The sequence below is a fragment of the Haploplasma modicum ATCC 29102 genome (assembly GCF_000687835.1).
Classification (GTDB): domain Bacteria; phylum Bacillota_I; class Bacilli_A; order Acholeplasmatales; family Acholeplasmataceae; genus Haploplasma; species Haploplasma modicum.
The window spans coordinates 140556-166055 of the sequence record NZ_JHYB01000002.1; the positions used below are offsets into that span (position 1 = coordinate 140556).

Sequence of the window (25500 nt, forward strand, 5' to 3'; positions counted from 1 at the left end):
AAACAATTTAACCAATATATTAGTCAATTCTAGTTCTAAAAACACTTATGTAACTAATGCTAGTGTTTTATTCCAAATAATTGAATGAATTTTACTAAGATTAGAACTGAAGCTAAGTATATAATAAATAAAGCGTATTTTTATTCTACTGTTTTATTAAATGATTGGTTAAAAATAAAAGAAGAGTATTTATAATTAAAGAGTATATATATATAAAAGCATAATAATTAATCATATCAAGATCCGTAGAGGAGATTAAATCATTGACTTAATGTCCCTTAAACTATATAATAAAAGGGACAAGGAGTGATGATATGCAACAATCAATAACAAGCCAAATAAAAAATGAAATTAGTAACACATCTAATAATAATTTATTTACAGTTAAAGATTTTTTAAAATACGGTTCATATGATACAGTAAAAAGAATTTTAATTAGATTAAATAAAGAAGAATATATTACAAGGGTTATTGATGGTATCTATACTAAGACTAGAGTATCTAAACTAACAAATGAAATAGTACCAACAAATCCTCACACTCTTGCATTAAAAATTGCTGATAATTTCTCATGGAAAATAATACCAACAGGTAATCATGCACTTAATTTACTTGGTTTATCAGAACAAGTTCCAACCAGTTACGAATATCTAAGTACAGGTCCCTATAGAACTTATGAATACGGAAATACGATAATAAAATTTAAAAATACTAGAAGTGTGGAAATTAATGAATTAAATGATAAATCAAGTTTATTAATTAGTGCTATTAGAACTTTAGGTAAAGATAATATCAATGATGAAGTAATACATAAAATTAAAAATCAATTATCTGTAAATGAATGTGACTTAATACTAAAGGAATCAGTAAAAATTACAAATTGGATTTATGAAGTACTGAAGGAGATTTGTATAAATGCTTAAATTTTTAAATAATAGTTTAGAAGAGATTAATGAAGTAGTTATATTAACAACAAATAAATTACAAATCCCTGCAATTATTGTAGAAAAGGATATTTGGGTTTCATTTATTTTAATGTTTTTATTTAAAAAATCTAAATATAGAGAATTCTTTCAATTCAAAGGTGGAACGAGCTTATCAAAAGGATATAATTTAATAAATAGATTTTCTGAAGATATAGATATTATATTAAATGAATCCGCTATTAATGTAAAACTAAAAGATTTATATGAAGAGTCAAGAAATCAAAGAAGTAATCAAATAGAAAAAATTAATGAACTTGCTTTAAATTTCTATGAGAAAGAACTAATTCCTGAGATGAGTGATTACTTTAATAATAATATTAAACATAAACTATCAATAACTTTAAGTAAGGATGATCTATCAATATATGTTAAATATCCATCTAGTTTTGATAGTACATACATTAAAAATGAAGTAAAGATTGAAATTGGACCAATATCTGCTTGGAAACCTAATCAGAAAATAATACTTGATTCATATGTATATAAAGCATACCCAACTTTATTCAATGAAGGACAGTATGAAGTACTTGTTACCAGTCCAAATAGAACTTTTGTTGAAAAACTGTTAATATTACATAGAGAAGCAAATAGGGTAGATAATTATCCAATTAGGTACTCAAGACATTATTACGATGTTTACAAAATGTATAAATCTTACTATAAACATAATATTGATTTTGATGATGATCTTATTGAAGATGTTAGAATTTTTCATGAGATATTCTATTATAGAAAATGGGCAGACTTTGAAAATGCTAAAATAGGAACATTTAAGTTAATACCTAATAATACTTACTTATTAAATCTAGAAAGAGATTATAATAATATGTTGAGTATGATTTACAAGTCCGATAATAAGATAACATTCAATGAAATTATTGATACTATTAAGGCAATAGAGAATAAAATCAATAATATTTCAGGATTAAAATCAAATATAAAAGAATAAATTAATCAAAGATAAACGTCCGATAATCCTAGTGAACGGAAACTTAGAGTAAACTAAATATTAATAAAATAGTAGTATATTCATAGTGTCTTATATACTAAATGAACTAAGCCTTGATTTCTTATTGAAGTTAAGGTCTTTTTTATTAGTTATTATAACACTCAAGTTCTCACTTGAATGATATGGTGATTAATGATAAAATATAAATAAGAGGTGATTATGTGTATAAAAATAGTACGTGCGACATATATTGTTTCGATTCCGAAAAGGTCTATGAAACAAAAAAAAGGATAGAGAACGAAAATATAAGTGAAGCATCATTATTGTTTAAAGTTTTGGCTGATTCAAATAGAGCTAAAATAGCTTATTCTCTATCACATGCAAGTGAATTATGTGTTTGTGATTTAGCCAATATAGTTGGTATTACTGTAGCAAATACTTCTCATCATTTAAGAAGTATGTACAAACAAGGTATTGTAAAATATAGAAAAGAAGGAAAGCTAGCTTTTTATTCACTGGATGATAATCATATCATTTCAATACTTAAATCAACAATAGAACATGTGAATGAGGTGAGCTTACGTGAACAATAATAGCAATAACAATGAAAAAAAAACATATTATGTTGAAGGATTTAGCTGCGCAAGTTGCGCAAATACATTTGAAAAAAATGTGAAATCATTAAAAAATGTTAAAGACGCAAATGTTAATTTTGGAGCATCAAAAATAACGGTCTCTGGTAATGTAAGTATTGAAGAACTTGAAAAAGCGGGATCATTTGAGAATTTAATAATAAGAGAAGACAGACATAGAGATATAAATAAAAATGTAAAGGAATCTTTTATAAGTAAATATCAACTAAATATAATAGGGGTAATATTATTAGGATTAGGCCTTTTGTCAAATTATCTTAATTCTGAAACCAATTTAATTACTATTTTAATTTTTGTATTTTCGATGATAATATCAGGATATAATTTATTTGTTTCTGGAATTAAGAATTTACTTAAATTTAATTTTGATATGAAAACACTGATGACGATTGCTGTAATTGGTGGTGCAATCATAGGTCAATGGAGTGAAGTTGCTATAGTAGTTATCTTATTTTCTCTAAGCGAAGAATTAGAAAAATTTACGATGGATAAAGCAAGAAAGTCTATTAAAATGTTGGTTGATATTGCTCCGAAAGAAGCGATGGTAAGACGTGATGGATTTGAAAAGACAGTAAATGTTAATGATATAATAATTGGAGATATTATGATAGTTAGGCCTGGTGATAAAATTGCTATGGATGGAATAATAATATCTGGGAGTACAAGTGTTAATCAAGCAGCAATAACTGGTGAATCCATGCCGCTTGGTGTTTCTATTAATGATAATGTATATGCAGGAACATTAAATCAAGAAGGACTAATTGAAGTTGAAATAACAAAATTGGTAACCGATACTACAATAGCAAAAATTATTCACTTAGTTGAAGAGGCACAAGGAGAGCGTGCGCCAGCTCAAGCTTTTGTGGATAAATTTGCGAAATACTATACACCGATTATTATGATAGTGGCATTATTAGTAATACTTTTACCGCCGTTATTTTTCAAAGGTGAATGGAGCCATTGGATATATCAAGGATTGGCCGTACTTGTTGTTGGTTGTCCTTGTGCCTTAGTAATATCAACACCAATATCGATAGTTTCTGCAATTGGAAATGCGGCTAAAGAAGGTGTTTTAGTTAAAGGTGGAATATATCTAGAACAAATGGGGAAAGCAAAGGCTATAGCTTTTGACAAAACAGGAACGTTAACTGAAGGAAATCCTACAGTCACAGATATAATGATTTATAATAAAGAAATTTCAAAAGAGAGATTAATGATCTTAGCCTGTGCTCTTGAAAAAAACTCTACCCATCCATTAGCTAATGCTATAATTGAGTACGGAGCAAATAATGCTATTGACTTCAAAGATATAGAAGTTGATAATTTTAAAGCCATAGTTGGAAAAGGATTAACAGGTCAAATAAATAATGAAACTTATTATATTGGAAACTTAAGCCTTTTTGTAGATGAACTGAATATTTTTATAAGTAATGATATAAGAGGAAGTATAGAAATTTTACAACATCAAGCTAAAACGATTATGATTATTGGTACACAGTCTGAAGTTTTTGGTTGCCTTGCAGTTGCAGATCAAGTTAGAGAAGAAAGCAAATCAGTTATCTCAAGACTAAAAAAATTGGGAATAAAAGACGTTATAATGTTAACTGGAGATAATGACGTAACAGCAAATTCAATTTCTAAAGAATTAAATTTAGATACTGTAAAAGCTAATTTGATGCCTGAAGACAAGCTTCAAGCTATAAATGAACTTAAGGATAAATATACGAATGTAATAATGATTGGAGATGGTGTCAATGATGCTCCAGCCCTTGCTGCAGCAACAGTTGGAATAGCAATGGGTACTACTGGAACTGACACTGCATTAGAAACAGCTGACGTTGCACTAATGGGTGATGATTTAGAAAAATTGCCTTTTATTATAAAACTTAGTAGAAAAACATTGAGAATTATTAAGAGCAATATAACATTTGCTATTGGAATTAAAATAATTGCACTTTTACTTGTTATTCCAGGTTGGTTAACACTATGGTTTGCTATTGCCTCAGATATGGGAGCAACTCTTTTAGTTGCTCTAAACAGTATGAGATTAATGAGAAAAGATAAAAATAAGTAATATGAAAAGTAACATCCTATAACTCTTGTGAACGGAAACTTAAAGATAACACAACACTTACTAATGATTAGTGGAAGCAATACGTTATCAATACTAATTGAAACATGCCATAAAATAACAGTGTCAAATCATATTGTGCTTAAAGCATGTAGACAAAAACAATAGAATTTAATACTATAAGTGTAGTATGGAGTACTGGCACTTTTAGTGCTTAGAAGTCAAAGGATCATTTACTTGGTCCTTTTTCTTTTGCAGAAATACTTGTAGTAATCCAACTCTCATAAAAGTATAAATTATAGGAGCTTGGTTATGGACTTAACAAGACTTTTTATACACATTAAACCGGTTTGACCAATAATGTAAAAGGTCTTTTTTTTTATCTCTATAAAGCCAAGAAGTCTACTTTCCAGTAGACTTCTTTTGTTATTATAGTATTCAATTTCAAATTCATTAGGAGTAATATTATTTAAGTATGTATGAGGCCTTAAATTATTATGTATTTCTATATGCTTATCGAGTCCTAATTTAAGATCTTCAAGTGAATCATAGTAATAATAATTGTAAGTATCTATTTTTAAATACTTAAAAAATGATTCAACAACTGCATGGTGCAGTTGCATTAATAATTGCTTATGCGGTATTAAATAGATATAAGCTAGAGTATGAGAATATGTTATAATATAATAAAATGGAGGTACTCTTAATGAAAACTACACAGCTAATTAACAAATTGTTCAATGACAATAATTTTGTTGGAAATGATATTTTCAATTATGAATATGAAGGGTTTTCTTTTGAACACAATATGCTTCTTTATTATTCACGACTAGCTAAAAAAACACCAAACAAGGCTGGATATTTTGTCACTTTTTGGAGAAAAGAAGATAAGGTTAATCGATCTTTTGATGAGTCAGATAAGTTTGACTTTTTAATTGTAAATATAGTTGATTAAGAGAAAAAAGGATATTTATTATTCAATAAAAAAGATTTGATTAAACATGGAATAATTTCATCTCAAAATAAAAAAGGAAAAATGGGTTTCAGAGTTTATCCAAATTGGGAAAAAAATCTAAATAGTACTGCTATTAAGACTCAAAGTTGGCAATTAAACTATTTCTATGAATATCCAATATAAATTTAAACGGAGGTCACTATGGCCATATTTAAAAGAAAACAAAAACAGGACTCGAAAGAGTCCTTTAAATTAGTAAATGATATAAGTATTCCATTAGTTAAGTTTGGAACTAATATTTCAAAATCAGATGTAGTAAAGATTGCTATTGATAGAATAGCTAGTCGGTGTGCAAAACTTAAACCAAGGTATATTAAAAATAAAGAAGATAAGACAGTTACTGAAAAACTCGGTAATCTGTCTTTTCTTTTAAAGCATAAGCCAAACGAAGTAATGACACCTTATCAATTTATTTATAATATCATTACTACATTATTTGTGAATGATAATGCATTTATTTATCCGATGTTTGATAAGTACACGGGTGAGGTTAAAGGAGTATATCCTTTAAAGCCAACTGTTGTTGAACCCTTTGTTGATAATTATGATAACTATTATTTAAGATTTCACTTTGAAGGAACAGAAGGATTTACTATTCCACATGAAAATATCATTCACCTTAAGAGATTTTATCAAAGTGATCAAATATTCGGTGGTTCTAATTCAAGTGGTGACCAAGAAGCATTACTTAAGACTATTGAGATTAATGAGAATGTTTTACAAGGAATAGATAATGCTCTTAAAAGTTCTATGCAGATTAAAGGTCTACTAAAAATGAGTGCAATGTTAAGTGATACTGATAAAAATAAACAATTAGAATCATTTAATGAAATACTTAAACAGTCAATAAGAAATAGAGGAAGTTCAATTATTCCTGTAGATCTTAAAGCAGACTATGTACCACTTACTACAGACCCTAAACTAACTGATAAAGATACACTAGAGTTTTTACAAAGTAAGATATTAGATTACTTTGGTGTATCAGCAGCAATCTTTCATTCTAAATATACAGAAGAAGAGTTTAATTCATTTTATGAACAAACTATTGAGCCTTTAGCCATTCAAATGTCTGAGGCTTTTTCTTTAGGTTTATTAACTAAGAAAGAAATAGAATCTGGAGAAGAGATTATCTTTTATAGTGAAAGATTACAATATGCATCTTGGAATACTAAGGTAACAGCAATTGAAAAATTAATGGGACTGGGAATAATGAGTTTAAATGAATCAAGAACTCTACCAAACTTCATTTACTCTAGTTGTTTTAAAGTTTCTCTTCATATTAGTAGTATGTTTAACTTCATCAACTACTTTAACCAATAACTTGTTATTAGCGGTTTTACCAACTTCACCTTTATATGATTTATATTTAGCTTTAGGAGTTAATCCGTATAAGCCTAACTGGCTCATTAATCTTTTAACTCTCTTATGGTTAATAACTAATCCTTTGTTTCTTAATTCTAGTGTAATTCTTCTATAACCATATCTTGATTTATGCTTATTAAAGATTTCTTTAATAAGATTTTTTAATTCTAAATCAACATCAGGATTTTCATAGTTGTTAATATTGTAGAAGTAGGTTGATTTACTTATTTCAAAGAACTTTAACATTTTGTTTAATTTATATTTATGCCTTGATTCATAGATAACTCTTATTTTTTCGCCTTTGGTGGCTCTTTCCTTTGTCGAACCAAGGCGTTCAACTTTTTTAAAAGATCTAGTTCCATTTCTAGTTGTTCGTTTTTTTCTTTTAAATATTTAATTTCTTCATCTTTAGTAAGATTACCTTTAGGTTTAATAGGTTTATTTTTCTTCATATGTGCGCCTCTTAAATCTTGTTTTAATCCATTATAACCTAAAGTCTTATATTTTTTATACCAAGAATAGATTTGACCAACGTTTATTTTAACTTCTGCAGCTATTGATGACTTTGATTCACCGTTTAATATTCTATTTACTATCTCTAGCTTATATTCTGGCCTATATTTAATATTTTTACCCTTTTCACTAAATGACGATCTTCAATGCTCTCTATATTGCCTTGTAAGTATCCATATAGTTAATTCACTTACATTATATTTGATTGCTATTAAAGATTGTGGCATTCCTTCTTTGTATAAATCTATGATGTCTAGTTTATCTTTTAAATTTAATTTCATAATAAAAACCCCATTAGTCTTTCCAATCTTACTTGGTCCAACTATTGGGGTTCATATCATTGCCTATTTTCTTACTTATTAAAGTGATCTTCAATTTTATTTAAATATTCATCTCTTGAGCTATTATCATGAACCGTTGAACAGTGAATCCATGAAACATTATTTATACCAACAGTATTTAAAATACCATTTGATAAAACATTTTTAATTGGATCACCTAAAAACTTAAATATTTCTTCTGTAATATTTGCAGTAGTTAAAATAGTTGCTTTATCTGCTTTAAGTAAACCTTTTAGTTGGTGATCAACCTCATCATAAGTATGTCCTTTTAATAAAACCTTGTCATAAAAACCTTTTAATATTGCTGGTTCTCCGTACCACCATATTGGGAAAATTAAAACTAATTCATCTGCCTCTTTTAATCTTTTTGCATAATTACTTGCAAGTGAATCAAAATATTCCCCCTTACTAAATAATTTAAGATCGTCTTTAGTCATTACCGGATTAAAACCGTCGCTATTTAAATCAATAACATCAACTAAATTACCTTTCTCAATTAATAAATTTTTTGTTTTTGAAAGCACAAAGTTGTTAAAACTTCCCTCATAAGGATGTGCATATATAATAAGACTTTTCATCTTCTAACCTTCTTTCTAAAATATTCCTTTACTATTTTAAGTTTAAAACAAATATATATCAAGTAAAGTGTTAAAATAAATTAAAATATGAAATATTTAGTATAATATTAGTATATAGTTGTTTAGGGGGATAAACATTTGAAAAAGATTAAGTATAAGAAAGTAAGTATAAGAGCTAAACTAGCAACTGGTTTATTATATACTGCATATGCAAAAAAACCATTTATCTCAGAAGTTAATGCGAGTAAATACTTAGAAGGTAGATTAATTAAAAATGATGAAAAAATTGAACTACCTAAACTACATAGTATTGTAGAAGAAGAGAGTTTTAAAAACTTTCAAATTTTTAATATTGGCGAAAATAATAAAAGAGTAATCTTATATTTACATGGTGGTGCATATAACTGTCAGCCATCTATTTTCCATTACCGTTTTGCTGATTTTTTATGTCAAAAAACAGGAATTAAAGTAATATTTCCAATCTATCCTAAAGCACCTAAATATAACTACAAAGACTGTTATGAAATGTTAGATTATATTTATAATAATATTATTGATGAAGGTTATGATGAGATAAATTTTATGGGAGATTCTGCTGGTGGTGGTCTTGCTCTTAGCTATTATCAATACTTAAAAAAGAACCATTTAAGAACAGCAAATAGACTAGTTTTAATCTCCCCATGGTTAGACTTATCAATGACCAATCCTCAAATAATTAATTATGAAGATAGAGATCCAATGATTAGCCGTGAAGGTTTAAAGTATATGGGTAAAATTTGGGCTGATAATGAAGATTTAAAACAATATATGTTATCACCAATTTATGGTGATTTAACATATCTTCCTAAAACCTTAATATTTACAGGAACTGACGAGATTTTATATCCAGATATTAAGTTATTAATGAAAAAGTTAAAAAATAATAAGAAAGTAACTTATTACAAATATCAAAAAATGAATCATGTTTTTGTTTTATTTCCAATTCCCGAAGGTAAGATTGCGAGAAATCAAATTGTAGATTTTTTAAATAATTAAACATATTTATGATATAATAAGTTGAATTAGAAAGAGGTACTCATGGAAAAAATATATTTAAAATTTTATGAAGAAAAGACTAGAAAAATTCATGAGGATGAATTATCTAAAATTAGTGATTACACATGTTTAAGTGTAAGTAAAGATGGTAGTGTAGAATTAAAGAAAAACTGTTTTATCGGTAGAATTGATAAAAAAAATGCTTTTGCTTTCTTAATTAGAGAAGATAGTGAAGATATATTTTTAAATAAAACGCAAGCTAATAATTTAATGGATAACGATATAATTTTACTTGAATTGGTAAAAGGAAAACCAGTAGTAAAGAAAATTATTAAAAGAGGTTTAGAGTTTATTATCGCAACCGTACTTAAAAATCGTAAAGGTTTAAAGTATTATACAGATAAGCCATTATTCAAAACAATTCTTGTTGATGATGAATCACTTATTGTCTCAGGAAGTGTTGTTAAACTTAAAGTAAATGATATTAAAAATGAACGAATCTATACAAAATTAGAACAAGTAATAGGACATATTGATGATCCAGATATCGATATCTTAAAAATAGTTGCATATCATAACTGGCCAGAAACAGATTTTGATTTACTTGAAAAAGAAGCAAATAAATTAAATATTAACATTAATAAAGAAAAAGAGTTTAGACTTGATTTAACAAATGATTTTATCTTTACAATTGACGGTGCTGATGCTAAGGACTTAGATGATGCCGTTAGTTTAAAAGTAGTAGATAACAATTATCATTTAGGTGTGCATATTGCCGATGTTTCATTATATGTAAAACCAAGAACTCTAATCGATGAAAAGGCATATGAAAAATCTACTAGTGTTTATATGGCAAATAAAGTAATCCCAATGTTACCTAGAAAACTAGCAAACGATTTATGTAGTCTAAATCCAGACACTGATAAATTAACCGTTAGTTGTTTAATGGTAATCAATAAAGATGGTAAAGTAATTGACTATAAAATTGAAAAGACAATTATAAACTCAAAAGCAAGATTAACATATGATAGAGTAAATGATTATTTAAAAAATAATATAAAATTTCAAGATGAGAGATTAAATGAAGTACTTAAAAATATGGAAGATTTATCAGTTATCCTCAAAAACTTAAGAAATAAAAGAGGCGCTTTAGAGTTTAAAACTGAAGAGTTAAAATTTATTTTTGATAAAAATAATAAAGTAATAGATATTGAACTTAGAAAAACTGATGTAGCAGAAGAATTAATTGAATCATTTATGTTAATTGCTAATGAGACAGTTGCTTTCCATATGGAAGAAAACTTATTCCCAAGCATTTACCGTATTCATGAGAAACCAGATTCAGAAAAATTAGATAAAGCAATGGATACTTTAAGTAAACTAGGTCTTCCATTTAATAAAAAAACAATTGTAAATGCTAAAGAATTACAAAAAATCTTAAAACTATCAAATGATAAAGACTATGAAAATATTGTAAGTATGACTCTACTTAGAGCAATGCAAAAAGCAGAGTATAGTAATAATCCAGTGGGACACTACGGCCTTGCTGCTAGATACTATACACATTTTACCTCACCAATTAGAAGATATCCTGATTTAATTTTACACCGTATTATAAAAGAATTAGTATTTGGTGAAAATAACAACAAAAAAAGATATAACTATTATGAAAACAATTTATCTGAAATTGGTAAACATACATCGGCAATGGAACGTAAGGCAATTGAAATTGAACGTGAAGTTGTAAGCTTAAAATCATGTGAGTATATGGTAGATAAAATAGGAGAAGAATTTTTAGTGCAAATTACTCAACCTACCAAAACAGGATTTTTTGTTAAAACAGATAAAGGTATTGAAGGATTTGTTAATGTTAAAAATAACCACCGTGAAAGTAGTTTTAATGAAGAATCATTAGCTTTTGTAATTGGTGGTAAAATATATAAAGTAGGTAGTTTTATAAATGTAATACTAACAGATGTAGATATGTTAGATTTAAAAATTGATTTTAAAATTAAGTAGGTGATTCGGTTTGAAAATAATTGCTAAAAATAAACTAGCAAATTATAACTACTTTGTACTTGAAAAATACGAAGCAGGGTTAAAATTGGTTGGAAGTGAAATTAAATCAATAAGACTTGGGAAGGTTAGTATAAATGAGGCATATATTACTTTTAAAGGTAATGAGGCTTATGTTACAAATATGAATGTAAGTACTTATGAACAAGCTAATATGTTTAATCATCAAGAAACTAGACCAAGAAAGTTATTATTAAATAAGCGTGAAATAATTAAATTACAAACAAAAGTAAAAGAGGAAGGTAATACAGTAATTCCTCTCTCCCTCTACTTAAAAAATGGTTATGCTAAGTTAGAAATAGCACTTGCTAAGGGTAAAAAAAATTATGATAAGCGTGAAGATTTAAAGAAGAAAGATCAAGAAATGCATATGAAGAAAGCAGTGTTTAGATATTAATATGAAAGTTGGATTAGCTTTAGGTGGTGGGGGAGCCAAAGGTACATATCAACTAGGAGTATTAAAAGCACTAGAAGAATATAATTTATTAGATCAAATTAATGTTATTACTGGTACCTCAATTGGGGCAATTAATACAATGTTATTTTTAAACTTTGAAAATGTTAATAATATGATTAGAGTTTGGGAGTATATAAATAATAAATTAGTATTTAAAAAAAGAGTTTATTTTTCCAGATCATTATTTGATTTAGGACCACTCTTTATTAAAACATCAAGTTATATTAAAAGTAGTAATTTAGAAAAATCAAAGTATCAAGCATATATTACAGCATCAAAACTAGTAAATAATAGTTTCAAATATCACAATTTAAGAAGAAGCAATTTAGAACTTGAAGTTTTTCATTTAAATAGTTTCTCACTACCAAAAAGAGCTGTCTTAGCTTCTTCATCAATTCCAGCTGTATTTAAGCCAACTGTAATTTATGATCAAGTCTATGTAGATGGTGGTTTAATTGATAGATATACAATTGATCTTTTAATTGAAAAAGAATGTGATATTTTATTATTAGTACCACTTGATAATTACTACGATTTAAATAAATATCAAGACTCAAATAAAATGATTATTAACTTTAGTGCAAAAAATGTGTTTCATGATTCAAAGATTATTGATTTAGCTGATACAATCATGTTTGAAAGAACAAGATTGGACCATAAATACATTTATGGATATCTAGCAACTAAAAAAATGATTAAAGACTTAATAAAACAAAATGTAATAGTTGATGGAAAGTTTATTTTTACTCCTAAGATATTTGAGATTAATAAAGAATTTGATGATAAGTTATTCAAAAAAATGAAAATGAGGTATAAATAATGAGTTTTATTGATAAGTTTGATTTAGGATTAATTAAGTGGATTCAAAACAATTTAAGAAATCCATTTTTTGATTATCTATTTTATATTATTACCCAGTTAGGTGATATGTATGCATTTATATTAATTGTTGTTGTAATCTACTGGTTAATTGACAAAAAGTTTGCATATAAGTTTTTATTTGCATTTATTGGTAGTGCAGCAGTAAATAACGTCTTTAAAGTTATCTTTAAAAGACCTAGACCATTTACTCATGAAGGGGTTGAATCAGTATTTACTAAGTCAAGAAGTTACTCATTTCCTAGTGGGCACTCCCAAGCAATAGGTGTAACCTTTTACTCTTTAAAAAATGAGTACGGAAGAAGACATAGAGTTATAAATTATATTTTATTTACTCTAGTAATACTAGTACCATTTTCTAGAATGTATTTAGGACAACATTTTTTAACAGACGTTGTTGTTGGTACGATAATTGGGATAGTATTTGCATATTTAATGTTTAAGTTATTTGATTTAATGAAAGATAAAGAACATATTTATCCTTTATATGTAATACCTTTTATCCTAATTGGACTTGCATTTTTAATTGGTAAAGATTATGAAAAATATCATGAGTTATTTATATCAGGAGCAGGGTTTATCGGTTTTATTAGTGGTTATGCAATTGATAAGTTATATATCAAGCATGATGTTAATACAACAGTTAAAAATAAAATATTAAAGCTTATTATTGGACTTGCAATAGCATTAGGATTTTACTTAGGATTAAAAGAAGCATTCCCTAAAGATAATAACGTATATGATTTCTTTAGATATCTAGCTGTTTCATTTTTTATCTCAGCTGGTGCACCATATTTATTCGTTAAAATCTTTAAGAGTAATTAATCTTTACAATTTAATTTATTAATGTTAAAATAAAAATGCGTTGATTAAGAGAGTAATTTATTAAATGAATTTAGAGACTTTGTGGATAGTGAAAACAAAGCATTTAACAAATGAAAGCTACTTAGGAGCATAAAATTAAATCTTAAGGGCTAGGTAACTAGAACTAAGGTGGTACCGCGGAATTTATTTCGTCCTTAGACATTTAATGTCTAGGGACTTTTATTATTTATAAGGAGAATTGATAAAATGAGATATATGAGCTCAAATGAAATTAGAAATACATGGTTAAAATTTTTTGAAAGTAAAAAACACTTTATCGTAGAGTCAGCACCACTTGTGCCAAAGAATGATCCAACTCTACTTTGGATTAATGCTGGTGTTGCCCCTTTGAAAAAATATTTTGATGGAAGTGAAACACCAAAGTCAAAACGTATGACTAATATTCAAAAATGTATTAGAACTAATGATATTGAAAATGTTGGACTAACAGCAAGACACCATACATTTTTTGAAATGCTAGGAAACTTTTCAATAGGTGATTATTTTAAAGATGAAGCAATTGAATTTGGCTTTGAATTATTAACTGATGAAAAATACTTTGGTTTCCCATTAGATAAATTATATTTTACATATTATACAGAAGATATTACAGCAAAAAACAAATGGTTAAGTTTAGGAGTAAGTGAATCACACTTAATACCTAATGATAATAATTACTGGGAAATTGGTGAAGGTCCAAGTGGTCCAAATACTGAAATCTTTTTTGACCGTGGCGAAAAATATGATTCAAGAGGAATTGAAATTTTAGAAAATGACTTAGAAAATGATCGCTACATCGAAATTTGGAATATCGTTTTTTCACAGTACAATGCTAAAGAAGGACTTGAGAGAAAAGATTATCCAGAATTACCAAATAAAAATATTGATACTGGTGCAGGACTTGAACGCTTTGCATGTATTTTACAAGATGTTAAAACAAACTTTGAGACAGATTTATTTTATCCAATCATTAAAAAAATTGAAGAAATTAGTAATGTTAAATATGATGGCCAAGCTGCATTTAAAGTTATTGCTGATCATATTAAAACTTTAGTATTTGCAATTGGCGATGGTGCTATTTTATCTAATGAGGGTAGAGGGTATGTTCTTAGAAGAGTACTTAGAAGAGCAGTAAAATATGGAAGAACAATTAACTTAACTAAACCATTTTTATATTTATTAGTTCCAAGTGTTATTGAAACAATGAAAGATTTTTATCCAAATTTAGTAACTACAGAACAAATAGTAACTAAAATTATCTTAAAAGAAGAAGAAAAGTTTTTAGAAACAATTACTGAAGGTGAAAAACATTTCTTTGAAAGTTTAGGAAACAACAATCAAATCTCAGGCGCTGATGCTTTTAAATTATATGATACATATGGTTTTCCAATTGAACTTACAATTGAATATGCTAATGATAATAATGCAGTAGTAGACGTTTTAGCATTTAAGGAAGAACTTTTAAAACAAAAAGAAAGATCAAGAAATGCTAGAGTTGTAAATGATGGAATGAATGAACAACAAGAAGAATATTTAAATTATTTTGATAAAAGCTTATTTGTAGGCTATGACACTTTAAGCATAGAAACTAAAGTAATTAAAGTTTTTGAAGAAGGTATAATCTTAGAAAAAACACCATTTTATGCAACAAGTGGGGGACAAGTAGCAGATAAGGGAACAATCAATGATATTGATGTTACTGATGTTATTAAATTACCAAACGGACAGTTTTTACATAAAGTAGATTATCATTTTGAAGAAAATCAAGTAGTTATGGCAAAAGTAAATGAACAAACACGTTTTAATACCGAAAAAAATCACTCAGCTACTCACTTACTTCATCAAGCACTTAAAGATGTTTTAGGCACTCATGTTAACCAACAAGGTTCACTAGTTAATGAAAATTATTTAAGATTTGACTTTAATCATTTTGATACAATTGAAAATAATCAAATAATTGAAATTGAAAAAATTGTAAAAGCAAAAATTAAAGAGTCACTAGATATCGTAATTAAACAAATGAGTATGGAAGATGCAAAAGGTCTTGGTGCAATGGCTTTATTTGGCGAAAAATATGGTGATATCGTTAGAGTTGTAAATATGGGTTATAGTATTGAGCTTTGTGGGGGAACTCATTTAACAAATACTAAAGATATTAATGATTTTGCAGTCTTACAAATTGAATCGATTGGTTCAGGAACATACCGTATAACTGCAAGTACTGATACAAATATTAAAAAAGAATTAAAAGTCTTTATGATGCATATTGATAAAGAATTTAATCAAATAAATGAAAAACTAAGTGAACTAAATAGTACTAAAAAATACTATTTAGATTTAAGTGAAAACTCATATCAATCAGTATTAAATAATAAAGAATTATTAATTGAAGCAAGAAGTTATCTTCACCAGTTAGAAAAAGAATTAGAAACTACAAAAAAACTAAGTGTTTTACAAAATATCGATAAATTTATTGGTAAGAACATTACTAAAAAAGAAGTAATAGTAACTAATGACTTAAACAGTGATGTTTTAAAGGAATTAACTGACGCAATATATGATAAAATTAAAGCAGAAACAATATTATTAATCAATATAGCTAATAGTGAGGCAACAATTATTGCTAAAACAGATGGTAAGACTCATGCTGGTAATTTAGTCAAAGATTTTACAAAACTAACTAATGGCCGTGGTGGTGGTCGTGATACTATGGCACAAGGTGGAACTAAAGATCTTTCAAACATTGATAATGCAATCAAAGCTATTAAGGAACAATTATGAAAAAATATTTAGGAATTGATCTAGGAAGTAAATCACTTGGATTTTCAATTAGTCTAAGCGGGATTATTGCTAATAGTTATCAAACGCTATATTTTAAAGATGACAACTATGAAGAGGCGGTAAATTTAACTCTAGAAGTCATTAAAAAAGAACAAATTACTGATGTAGTTATTGGCCTTCCTAAACATATGAATAATGATTTAGGAATAAGAGGACAGATTAGTATTGATTTTGCTAATATGCTAAAAAGTAAAATAGACGTAAATGTTGTATTATGGGATGAGAGAACATCAACTCAAAGTGCAATTAAAGCAATGGTTAGTCAAAATGTTTCAAGAAAAAAACAAAAACTGAAAAAAGATGAGCTTGCAGCAACAATCATCTTACAAAATTATTTAGATTATAAGGAGAAAAATTAAAATGGAAAATGATCAAATTACATTAATTAATGAAGATGGAAGCGAAGAGTTAGCGACAATATTATTTACTCATGAAAAAAACGGTAAAAAATATGTAGTATTTGAATTCGTTGAATCAGGTGATATTAGTGGTGCTATCTATGAAGAACAAATAGATGGTGAAGGTGCAATTAAAGATATTGAGACAGAAGAAGAATGGCAACTTCTAGATGAATTACTAGAAGAATACTTTGACGGTCTAGAAGATGAAGAAGAAGAATTAGAAGACTAATTTAAAGATGGATATTAATTACCTAAATTATAATAATAAAACTATTCCATACGTAATTATAAAAAAAGATAATAAAAATACATATTTTAGATTTAAAGATAAATATTTAGAAATTAGTAAATCTAAGTATGTAAGTAATGAATCTATAACTAATTTTATTTTAACTAATTTTGATAAGTTTTATCATAAGTATTTAGACCATGCCAAAAAATATCCAAATGAATTTGAAATTATTCTAGAAGATATTAAGTATAAACTAAATGTCATTAATGAAAATACTAAGCTAAAATTTAAAATAGATAATAATGAATTAACTGTTAAAACAAAATTAACGGATATAACTAAAATAAAGAAAAAGATATATGAATATCACTTAATTGATATGTATAATCGAATAAAAGATGATGTGGGAGAAATATTACAAAAAAATAATATTGAAAAACTCCCAATAAAAACGGGATATTACAAATCAAAATTTGGTTCATATCACCGCAAGCATAATGAAATAACGTTAAACATTGTTTTAGCAAAAGCTAATATTAACTATCTATACTATGTTATTATGCATGAATATGCTCATACGATTGCTTTTGATCATAGTAAAAAGTTTTATAATGCCTTAGAAAAACTAATGCCAAAATATAAATATTATGATAAATCAATAAAAACAATATCGATTTGGCTTTAAAAGTGATATAATATAACAAGCCTAAAGGAGGATTAACTTATGAACAATAATAAAATCTATGAATTAACCCAAGATGGTGTTGATAAATTAAAAAATGAATTAACAGATCTTATTGATAATAAACGTCCACAAAACCTTATTTTCTTAAAAGAAGCTAGAGAACAAGGGGACTTATCAGAAAATGCTGATTATGATGCAGCAAGAAATGAACAATCAAAAATTGAAACTAGAATTATTGAAATTGAAAATATTTTAAAAAATACCAAAATTATCCGTTTAAGCAATAAAGACATTGTTGAAATCGGAAAAGTAGTTGAAGTTGAACATTTAGACCAAGGTAAAGTTGCTAAGTATTATTTAGTAGGTACTATTGAAGCAAATCCAATGAAGAAAAAAATCTCTGTCGATTCACCACTAGGTAAAGCCCTAATTGGTCATGAAAAAGGTGATGTACTTTCATATAAATCACCAACAGGAAAAACATTCTCAATTAAAATATTGGATGTTCTAAATGAAAATTTATAAGAAAATAATACCAAGTCAGTACGTCTTGAGTATTTTCGATATAGATTACGATAAACTATTAAAACAAGGAATTAAAGCCTTGTTTTTTGACTTAGATAATACAATAATTCCTTATGATATTAATGTAATTGGACCAAAGGAACAAGAATTACTAGAAAAATTATCCGAAAATTTTAAAGTTTTAGTCATTTCAAATTCAAGAAAAAAACGTGTGAAAACAGCAACTTCAAATCTTAAAAATATAGGTTATGTCAAGTTTGCAAAAAAACCACTTAAATTTGGTTTTAAGAAAGGTATTAAGTTATTAAATGTAAAAAAAGATCAAGTATGTGTAATTGGTGATCAGTTGATGACAGATATATTAGGTGCAAATAGAACAAAAATCAAAGAAACTATTTTAGTAAAACCAGTAAAACAAAGAACTGATCATATTTTAACTAGAAATAATAGAAAACTAGAAAATATCTTTATTAGAAAAGTAGCTAAAAAATATCCAGAAAAATATAATGAGGTTTTAAAGAGTTATGCAGAATCAAAATAAGTGCTTAGGCTGTGGAGCTTTAAAACAAAATACTGATGAAAATAAAGTAGGTTATGTTAAAGATTTAAATAATTCTTATTGTTTTGATTGTTTTAGTTTAAAAAATTATGGTAAGTCTAAAAATCATTTTCATCCTGATAAATATTTAGAAATTAAAGACCATAGCTTGGTTTTAATTATTCAATCAGTGATGCAAATAGACCTACTTTTTACACAACCAATTGAGCGCATTCAACCAAATGCTAAATATGTTTATATTTTAAACCAAGTAGACTTATTACCAAGAGATACTAATCTCGATTATCTACATGAAAAAATTGAAAAACTAGCTAAGAAAAACAAAGTTAAGTTTTTTGACATAATTTTTATGTCAGCAATTAATCCAAGCGATACAACAAATTTAAAACATTATTTAATGGAACAAAAACAAAAAGATATTTATTTATTTGGTTATCAAAATAGTGGTAAATCAACAATATTTAAATCTCTAACTAATAATAAAGATGTTCTTAACTTAAATAAGGCAGGATTAACACAAGAAATTATTAAGTCTAATTTCTTAGATAAAACTATTTATGATATGCCTGGTAATTATATTTCAGGTAATTTATCAGAAATTTTTGATTACGAAGAATATCGTAAACTTTTACCAAGTAAAACCATTAAGCCTAAAGTATATCAATTAAAAGAAAATCAAAAATTAGTTATTAATGATTATATTGAAATAACATCATCTAATGATGTAAACTTAGTCTTTTATATTAATGAGTTTAGTAAAATAATGAAATATAATTTAGCAAACCTAAATAATTATTTAAACTTAGAGTATGAGTATACTAGTAAAACATTCAAAATAGGTCAAGAAAAAATGCATATCACAATTGCTGATTTAATGTTTATTCAAGTAAGTGGTAATACTAATTTAACAGTTAAACTACCTAAAAAACTAAGACTTACAATTAGTGAGAGCTTATTAAAATGAAAAAGATCTACAAAGATGTCTTAAATAAACTTGCTAAATATCCAGAGCGATTATTACATGTTATAACTGTTGCTAGAATTTCAGAAAGTCTAGCGATAATTCACAAAGTAGATAGTAATAAAGCATTTTTAGCAGGCCTAATGCATGATTATGCAAAGTACAATGAAAATTTATTTTATGAAAAATATATAAGTAATGAAGACCTCTTAAAATACAGCAATGAACAACATCTTTATCATGCAATTAGTGCAGCAAATTATTTTAAAATGAATTACAAAATTCAAGATGATTTATATGATGCTATAAAAAATCATGTTTATGGTAAAATAGCAATGAATCCAATACTTAAAATATTATTTATTAGTGATTCTATTTATTTAAATGGTAAAAATAATTCAAGATACTTATACAAACTTGCAACTAAAGACTTAGATTTAGCAGTCGTAGAAACAATAAAGAGTAACGAGAGATATTTAGCAAAGAAAAATATGCAATTAGCAAAAAAACAAATTGATACATTAAATTATTATGAGGAGTTATTAAATGGAAAGATTAAAACAAATACTTGATATATTAGAAAGTACTAATGCAAAAGATGTGAAAGTTTATCACTATGAAAACAAATCACCCTTTTACGATTATGTAATACTTGCAACCTTGAGTGATCGTCAAAGTAATGCAACAGTTGGTTACTTAAAAAAAGCAGGTTTATTAGATACAGAAAAGGTTGAGGGTAGAAATACAGGTTGGACATTAGTTGATGCTAAAGATATCATAGTTCACTTGTTTAACGAAACTGAACGTAAATTTTACAATTTTGAAGCAAGACTTGCTGATGTAAAAGAAATTACAATTAAATAAAAGTAATTAAATAATAATAGTCCTAATATATCGTAAAGGAGTTGATTAAATGCGCAACAAATTTATGATTATAGGACTATTTTTTATTTTCATTAATTTAGCAATTTGGCCTAAAAATAAAAATGAACAAAAAATAAACGAGGAAGTAGTATATCCAAATAAATTTACTATTACTTTAACAGGAGAAGTTGCATTTCCTAAAGCATATACTTTCTTTGAACCAATCCAAATCAGAGATTTAGTAAAACTTGCTGGTGGATTTACGAAAGATGCAGATTTAAGTTTGGTTGATGAAAACTATTTATTAACCAAAAATGAAATAATTAATATAAAAAAAACTACTGAAAATAATGATGAAAACAACCAGGTATTCACTAAAATAAATCTAAACACAGCAAAACTTAAAGATCTAATTCAAGTCCCTGGGATAACTGAAAATATAGCCGTTAATATCTTAGTTTATAAAAATCAGTACGGAAAATTTAAAAGTATTGATGAATTGCTAAATGTGAAACAAATTGGACAAAAAACATATGAAAAAATATTTGTCTATTTTGAAATCTAACTATTTATACTATTACTTTATTGGTTTATTTATATTTATACTCTCACTTAACAATTATCTTTTTATAGTAGCACTCATTTGTTATCTAATTATATTTAGAAATAAATATAGTAAAGTTATAATGTCTATATTATTCTTTTTAATTATCTTGTTATTTATTTTTAATAACTACAAAGCAAAAATTAAAACTATTGATAATAAAGCAACAATAGTTGAAGTATCAAATTACAATGATAATAATAGACTAACATTAAAAATAAATAGAAGAAAATATTATCTATATACTAAGAAAAATTTTAATGTTGGTGATATTGTTTTAGTAAAAGGATCTGTAGTAACTAAATATGAATATAAGACTCCCGGAAGTTTTAATATTAATAAATATTATAAAAGTATCGGTGTTTATGGTGAAATTAAAGACTATAATCTAACCATACTTAATAAAACAAATAATCTATATAAGGCTAAACTACTAATAAACGATAACTATTTAAAAATATTTTTAAATTTAGCAAAAATTGATGATGATACAAATCAAAAACTAAAAGATTTAAACATTATTACATTATTTAGTTTAAGTGGTATTCATATCTATTTTTTAATCAAGCTAATAAGAAAAATCATGTTTTATTTTAATCTAGAACAAAAAATTCAAGATGGAATAATTATATTTACTCTTGCTACAATCTTTTTTTGTTCAAACTTTGCATTTGGTATTTTTAGAATTCTTTGTTATTACTTACTTAAAAATATTAAAAGAAGAAGAGAGATTAGTATAACAAATTATTCATTGATGAATCTTAGTTATTTAATAACGCTAATATTTTATTCATATTTAATTACTAATACCGGTTTTTTAATATCTTATCTTATAGTATCAGCACTTCATTTATTTAAAGAATATCAGTTAAGCGAATACTTTATTGTTAAACAATTTAAAATAGGTTTAATGATAAGCTTAATAACACTTCCCTTTTATAACAATTTTAATATGGTAAACTTAATTTTTTATCCTGTTTACTATATTTTGGTTGTTTATGTTATTTTTCCTTTATCAATTTTAAATAATTTTATGGGCTCTGAGATCATATCAAAGCTTATTCAAGTAATAGTAAATCTAATAACCATAAGTAGATTTAATGATTATAAAATTGTTGTTTCTAGTATAAGTTCCTTATCAATTTTTATTTATTATCTTTTAATAATATTAAAAGCTAGTGATAAAATAAATTATAAAATACTAATTTTATCAATAATGCTACTTATTAGTATTCCTAAACTAAAATTAAACCTTAATGAAGGTGAATTATACTTTCTAGATTCTGGGCAGGGAGATTCTAGTATTTTTATCAAAAATGGTGAAGTTGTTGTTATTGATGCTTACAATAATACAGTAAGCTTTTTGGAAAATAAGGGAGTAATTAAAATAAAATATTTAATATTGACTCATAATCACTTAGATCATACAAAAGAAGCAGAGGAAATCTTAGATAGGTTTAAAGTTGAATACCTTATTTTAAATAATTATGATGACTATCAAATTAAGAAAAGTTATAAAACAAAAAATAAGATAATTAAAAATGAAGAAGTAATAAATGAAAAAGGTTATAGTATATTTTTTTATGACCCACTAAAAGACTATAACGATAGCAACAACAATTCACTTGTTTTAAAATTAACATTTAATGATACTAAAGTATTATTTACAGGTGATATTGAAAAAGAAAGAGAGGTAGATTTAGTAAATAATTATGGAGCTTTATTAAAATCTGATATTTTAAAAGTTGCACATCATGGCTCAGATAGTTCCAGTAGTGAAAAAATTATTTACTATGTAAAACCAAAATATGCTTTAATATCAGCTGGAATAGATAATAAATTTGGATTTCCATCTATAAATACACTTAAGACATTAGAAATATATAATGTTAAATATTTCATAACATGGCAAGAGGGAACAATTAAAGTTAAAAATAATAACAACATTAAACCCGTTAAAGATAGAAATATTTACTAATATATAGTATAATAATAATGTTAATTTATAGGAGTGATTAAATGCTAGATCAAGTAACGACAATATATGGGAATAATAAGTATTTAACGAATCAAGAAGTAAGAAGACTTTCTTTATTATCAAAAATCGATGATTTTAATATTAGTAAATACGATTTAACAGAAGCAGATTTTTTTGACATCTTAGAAGATTTAAATACCGGATCATTATTTTCAGATGAAAAATTGGTAATTATTAAAGAAGCAGATGAATTATTTAAATTAGATGAGTCATTCCAGTTGAGTTTAGTTAAGTATCTTAAAAACCCTAATCCAGAAGTGTATTTAATATTAGTATTCAAAGAATTACTAAATAGCACAAGCAATATTGGTAAGGCAATCTTAAATTATACTAAAATTATTGAAATTAAAGATATGACAAAAGATATGTTTCCTGATTATATAAAAAAAATGTTAAAGGAAAAAGAATATCTAATTGAGACAGATGCGGTAAATGAGTTATTAGTAAGAACTGATTATGATCTTATTTTAGTTGAACAAGAATTAGAAAAACTTATGATGTTTGAATCAATTAGTAAAAAGATTGAACTAGATACGGTAGTAAAATTAGTAAGTAGAAATTTAGAAGAAAACATTTATGAACTTACCAATAATTTAGTTATAGGTAATCAAATTAAAACTATTGAAATATATTATGATTTAATAGCTAGAAGTGAAGATCCAATTAGAATAATTAATAGTATCGGTAATAAGGTTAGACAATTAATTCAAACTAGACTCTTACTTGAAGATAATTTAAGTCAGGAACAAATTGCTGAGAAGTTTAATATTAAAAGTGGCGTTGCATACTACTTAATTAAAAGTGCAAAAGAATTAGATTTAAAACGTTTAGAAGATATATTAGAAAAACTAGCGAGACTTGATTTTGATATAAAAACAGGTAAAATCGATAAAAAAATCGGTTTAGAAATATTAATATTGGGGGTATAAAAATGTTTAAACATGAAGAAATATTAGTTTTTGACTTTGAAACAACAGGTCTATCAGCAACAAATGATCAGATACTTGAAATAGGTGCAGCAAAATATAAAAAAGTGAATGGCAATTTTCAACTAGTAGATGAATTATCACTTATTTTAAATACCGATAATCCGATTTCTGAGAAGATTACAGAGATAACAGGTATAACACCACAAATGCAAGAAAAACACGGTGTATCGCAAAATGAGGGCTTTAATAGGCTAGATAGTTTAATAAACAAAGATACATTACTTATTGCATATAATATTCAGTTCGATTTAGGCTTCCTACTTAACTTTTATTATAATAATTATGATAAAAACTTTAAACTAGAAAATGATATTTTAGATATTATGGCAATTTATAAAGACCGTCATAAGTTTCCACATAGACTTGAAAGTGGTGTTTTAAAATATCAAATTAATTTTCCAAATACTCACCGTGCTTTAGATGATGTCAAAGCAACTTACGCACTTTTACTTGCTATGAAGGAAGAAAAAAATAACATTGAAAAATATGTCAATGTTATTGGATTTAATAAAAAATATGGGGTTAGTGGTCCTAAATTAGATAAGGTTAGATATGTTGCACAATATGGTGGATTTGGCGAGATTGATAAATTATAAAAAAAAGACACTATGTGTCTAATTTTATTAATTTAATCCGTTGATTAGATTTGCTAAATATGATTTATGTCTTGCAACGAAGTTCTTGTGGAATACGCCCTTAGCTTGTCCTTGGTCTAACTTTTTATGTGCTAGCGGTAGTGAGCTTAATGCTTGGTCTTTATCGCCTGAAGCAACTGCCTTCTCTACAGCTTTAATAGCAGTTTTAGTAGATGATTTAAATGCATGATTACGTAAACGTGATTTCTCGTTTGTTTTGTTTCTTTTAATTTGTTGTTTTATGTTAGCCATAAGTTCACCTCCAATTTATAACACGGTTTATTATAACAAAAGAAATCGAAAAATGCAACATTTATCCAATTATTATGATAAAATAATTATAGTGTATATTATTAATAGAAAAGGAGAAACGTTTTATTAGATAGA

29 protein-coding genes, 1 pseudogene and 1 other annotated feature are annotated in these 25500 nt (G+C 26.2%); of the genes and pseudogenes, 24 read left to right on the forward strand and 6 right to left on the reverse strand.

Going from position 1 to position 25500, the window contains the following annotated elements; translation table 11 throughout:
* Positions 1 to 314: 314 nt before the first annotated feature.
* From T352_RS0100710 to T352_RS0100725, 4 genes are all read left to right on the forward strand, one after another.
* On the forward strand, positions 315 to 923 hold the full coding sequence (locus tag T352_RS0100710; protein ID WP_026391323.1) for a DUF6088 family protein: 609 nt from the start codon (positions 315 to 317) through the stop codon (positions 921 to 923).
* Positions 916 to 1935 carry a nucleotidyl transferase AbiEii/AbiGii toxin family protein gene (locus tag T352_RS0100715; protein WP_026391324.1) on the forward strand — a complete coding sequence of 340 codons (1020 nt, stop codon included), beginning with the start codon at positions 916 to 918 and terminating at the stop codon, positions 1933 to 1935. Before T352_RS0100710 ends, T352_RS0100715 begins: the two co-directional genes overlap by 8 nt.
* 221 nt (positions 1936 to 2156) lie before the next feature.
* Complete coding sequence (locus tag T352_RS0100720) at positions 2157 to 2528, forward strand: ArsR/SmtB family transcription factor (protein ID WP_026391325.1); 372 nt, start codon at positions 2157 to 2159, stop codon at positions 2526 to 2528.
* The gene (locus T352_RS0100725; protein ID WP_026391326.1) at positions 2518 to 4662 is read left to right on the forward strand and encodes a heavy metal translocating P-type ATPase; all 2145 of its coding nucleotides are present in this window, start codon (positions 2518 to 2520) and stop codon (positions 4660 to 4662) included. Before T352_RS0100720 ends, T352_RS0100725 begins: the two co-directional genes overlap by 11 nt.
* A 293-nt stretch (positions 4663 to 4955) precedes the next feature.
* On the opposite strand, the gene T352_RS06755 is transcribed toward T352_RS0100725, so the two are convergent.
* Entirely contained in the window at positions 4956 to 5282 is a 327-nt protein-coding gene (locus T352_RS06755; protein WP_051615649.1) for an IS3 family transposase, read from the reverse strand.
* 83 nt (positions 5283 to 5365) lie between these two features.
* On the opposite strand from T352_RS06755, the pseudogene T352_RS07295 reads away from it, so the two are divergent.
* Positions 5366 to 5797, forward strand: a pseudogene (locus T352_RS07295) (MepB family protein).
* 18 nt (positions 5798 to 5815) lie between these two features.
* Entirely contained in the window at positions 5816 to 6994 is a 1179-nt protein-coding gene (locus tag T352_RS05980; protein WP_051615653.1) for a phage portal protein, read from the forward strand.
* Here the strand turns inward: T352_RS05980 and T352_RS06995 are convergent.
* The 4 genes from T352_RS06995 to T352_RS0100750 all read right to left on the reverse strand — a co-directional run bounded on the left by T352_RS06995 (position 6908) and on the right by T352_RS0100750 (position 8468).
* Entirely contained in the window at positions 6908 to 7282 is a 375-nt protein-coding gene (locus T352_RS06995; RefSeq protein ID WP_084301337.1) for an IS3 family transposase, read from the reverse strand. The two genes, T352_RS05980 and T352_RS06995, sit on opposite strands and share 87 nt — an antisense overlap.
* 41 nt (positions 7283 to 7323) lie before the next feature.
* Positions 7324 to 7662 carry a helix-turn-helix domain-containing protein gene (locus tag T352_RS07175; RefSeq protein ID WP_162151131.1) on the reverse strand — a complete coding sequence of 113 codons (339 nt, stop codon included), beginning with the start codon at positions 7660 to 7662 and terminating at the stop codon, positions 7324 to 7326.
* A gap of 30 nt (positions 7663 to 7692) precedes the next feature.
* Positions 7693 to 7830: a helix-turn-helix domain-containing protein gene (locus tag T352_RS07180; RefSeq protein ID WP_162151065.1), complete on the reverse strand. Its 138-nt coding sequence runs from the start codon at positions 7828 to 7830 to the stop codon at positions 7693 to 7695.
* Positions 7831 to 7901: 71 nt separating this feature from the next.
* Positions 7902 to 8468 carry an NAD(P)H-dependent oxidoreductase gene (locus tag T352_RS0100750; RefSeq protein ID WP_026391328.1) on the reverse strand — a complete coding sequence of 189 codons (567 nt, stop codon included), beginning with the start codon at positions 8466 to 8468 and terminating at the stop codon, positions 7902 to 7904.
* A gap of 138 nt (positions 8469 to 8606) precedes the next feature.
* Here T352_RS0100750 and T352_RS05985 point away from each other — a divergent pair, with 138 nt between their 5' ends.
* The 18 genes from T352_RS05985 (at position 8607) to T352_RS0100840 (ending at position 25074) form a co-directional block, all read left to right on the forward strand.
* A complete protein-coding gene (locus T352_RS05985; RefSeq protein ID WP_051615655.1) occupies positions 8607 to 9503 on the forward strand; it encodes an alpha/beta hydrolase in 897 nt (298 codons plus the stop codon).
* Positions 9504 to 9545: 42 nt separating this feature from the next.
* The gene (rnr, locus tag T352_RS05990; protein WP_026391329.1) at positions 9546 to 11522 is read left to right on the forward strand and encodes a ribonuclease R; all 1977 of its coding nucleotides are present in this window, start codon (positions 9546 to 9548) and stop codon (positions 11520 to 11522) included.
* Between the two features lie 10 nt (positions 11523 to 11532).
* Entirely contained in the window at positions 11533 to 11976 is a 444-nt protein-coding gene (gene smpB / locus T352_RS0100765) for an SsrA-binding protein SmpB (RefSeq protein WP_026391330.1), read from the forward strand.
* A gap of 1 nt (position 11977) precedes the next feature.
* Entirely contained in the window at positions 11978 to 12856 is an 879-nt protein-coding gene (locus tag T352_RS06765; RefSeq protein WP_026391331.1) for a patatin-like phospholipase family protein, read from the forward strand.
* Positions 12856 to 13740, forward strand: a complete 885-nt coding sequence (locus tag T352_RS0100775) for a phosphatase PAP2 family protein (protein WP_026391332.1) — start codon at positions 12856 to 12858, stop codon at positions 13738 to 13740. The genes T352_RS06765 and T352_RS0100775 overlap by 1 nt, the downstream gene beginning before the upstream one ends.
* Before the next feature lie 31 nt (positions 13741 to 13771).
* Positions 13772 to 13939 (forward strand) — a binding site (T-box leader).
* A 47-nt stretch (positions 13940 to 13986) separates the two neighbouring features.
* Complete coding sequence (gene alaS, locus T352_RS0100780) at positions 13987 to 16560, forward strand: alanine--tRNA ligase (RefSeq protein WP_162151066.1); 2574 nt, start codon at positions 13987 to 13989, stop codon at positions 16558 to 16560.
* Entirely contained in the window at positions 16557 to 16979 is a 423-nt protein-coding gene (gene ruvX / locus T352_RS0100785) for a Holliday junction resolvase RuvX (RefSeq protein WP_026391334.1), read from the forward strand. The genes alaS and ruvX overlap by 4 nt, the downstream gene beginning before the upstream one ends.
* 1 nt (position 16980) lies before the next feature.
* Complete coding sequence (locus T352_RS0100790; protein ID WP_026391335.1) at positions 16981 to 17250, forward strand: DUF1292 domain-containing protein; 270 nt, start codon at positions 16981 to 16983, stop codon at positions 17248 to 17250.
* Between the two features lie 7 nt (positions 17251 to 17257).
* Positions 17258 to 17938, forward strand: coding sequence for a YgjP-like metallopeptidase domain-containing protein (locus T352_RS06770; protein ID WP_026391336.1), 681 nt, complete (start codon positions 17258 to 17260; stop codon positions 17936 to 17938).
* Positions 17939 to 17977: 39 nt separating this feature from the next.
* A complete protein-coding gene (greA, locus tag T352_RS0100800; RefSeq protein WP_026391337.1) occupies positions 17978 to 18463 on the forward strand; it encodes a transcription elongation factor GreA in 486 nt (161 codons plus the stop codon).
* Entirely contained in the window at positions 18450 to 19004 is a 555-nt protein-coding gene (locus T352_RS06005) for a YqeG family HAD IIIA-type phosphatase (protein WP_035344706.1), read from the forward strand. Before greA ends, T352_RS06005 begins: the two co-directional genes overlap by 14 nt.
* Complete coding sequence (locus T352_RS0100810) at positions 18988 to 19986, forward strand: GTPase (RefSeq protein WP_162151067.1); 999 nt, start codon at positions 18988 to 18990, stop codon at positions 19984 to 19986. The genes T352_RS06005 and T352_RS0100810 overlap by 17 nt, the downstream gene beginning before the upstream one ends.
* Complete coding sequence (yqeK, locus tag T352_RS0100815) at positions 19983 to 20555, forward strand: bis(5'-nucleosyl)-tetraphosphatase (symmetrical) YqeK (RefSeq protein WP_162151068.1); 573 nt, start codon at positions 19983 to 19985, stop codon at positions 20553 to 20555. Before T352_RS0100810 ends, yqeK begins: the two co-directional genes overlap by 4 nt.
* On the forward strand, positions 20530 to 20847 hold the full coding sequence (rsfS, locus tag T352_RS0100820) for a ribosome silencing factor (protein WP_026391340.1): 318 nt from the start codon (positions 20530 to 20532) through the stop codon (positions 20845 to 20847). Before yqeK ends, rsfS begins: the two co-directional genes overlap by 26 nt.
* 49 nt (positions 20848 to 20896) lie before the next feature.
* Complete coding sequence (locus T352_RS0100825) at positions 20897 to 21412, forward strand: helix-hairpin-helix domain-containing protein (RefSeq protein ID WP_026391341.1); 516 nt, start codon at positions 20897 to 20899, stop codon at positions 21410 to 21412.
* 121 nt (positions 21413 to 21533) lie between these two features.
* Positions 21534 to 23429: a ComEC/Rec2 family competence protein gene (locus tag T352_RS0100830; RefSeq protein ID WP_162151069.1), complete on the forward strand. Its 1896-nt coding sequence runs from the start codon at positions 21534 to 21536 to the stop codon at positions 23427 to 23429.
* Between the two features lie 41 nt (positions 23430 to 23470).
* Positions 23471 to 24418 carry a DNA polymerase III subunit delta gene (gene holA, locus T352_RS0100835; protein WP_026391343.1) on the forward strand — a complete coding sequence of 316 codons (948 nt, stop codon included), beginning with the start codon at positions 23471 to 23473 and terminating at the stop codon, positions 24416 to 24418.
* A 2-nt stretch (positions 24419 to 24420) separates the two neighbouring features.
* Positions 24421 to 25074, forward strand: a complete 654-nt coding sequence (locus T352_RS0100840) for a 3'-5' exonuclease (RefSeq protein ID WP_026391344.1) — start codon at positions 24421 to 24423, stop codon at positions 25072 to 25074.
* A 27-nt stretch (positions 25075 to 25101) separates the two neighbouring features.
* Here the strand turns inward: T352_RS0100840 and rpsT are convergent, their stop codons facing one another.
* A complete protein-coding gene (gene rpsT, locus T352_RS0100845; protein ID WP_026391345.1) occupies positions 25102 to 25365 on the reverse strand; it encodes a 30S ribosomal protein S20 in 264 nt (87 codons plus the stop codon).
* Positions 25366 to 25500: the final 135 nt, after the last annotated feature.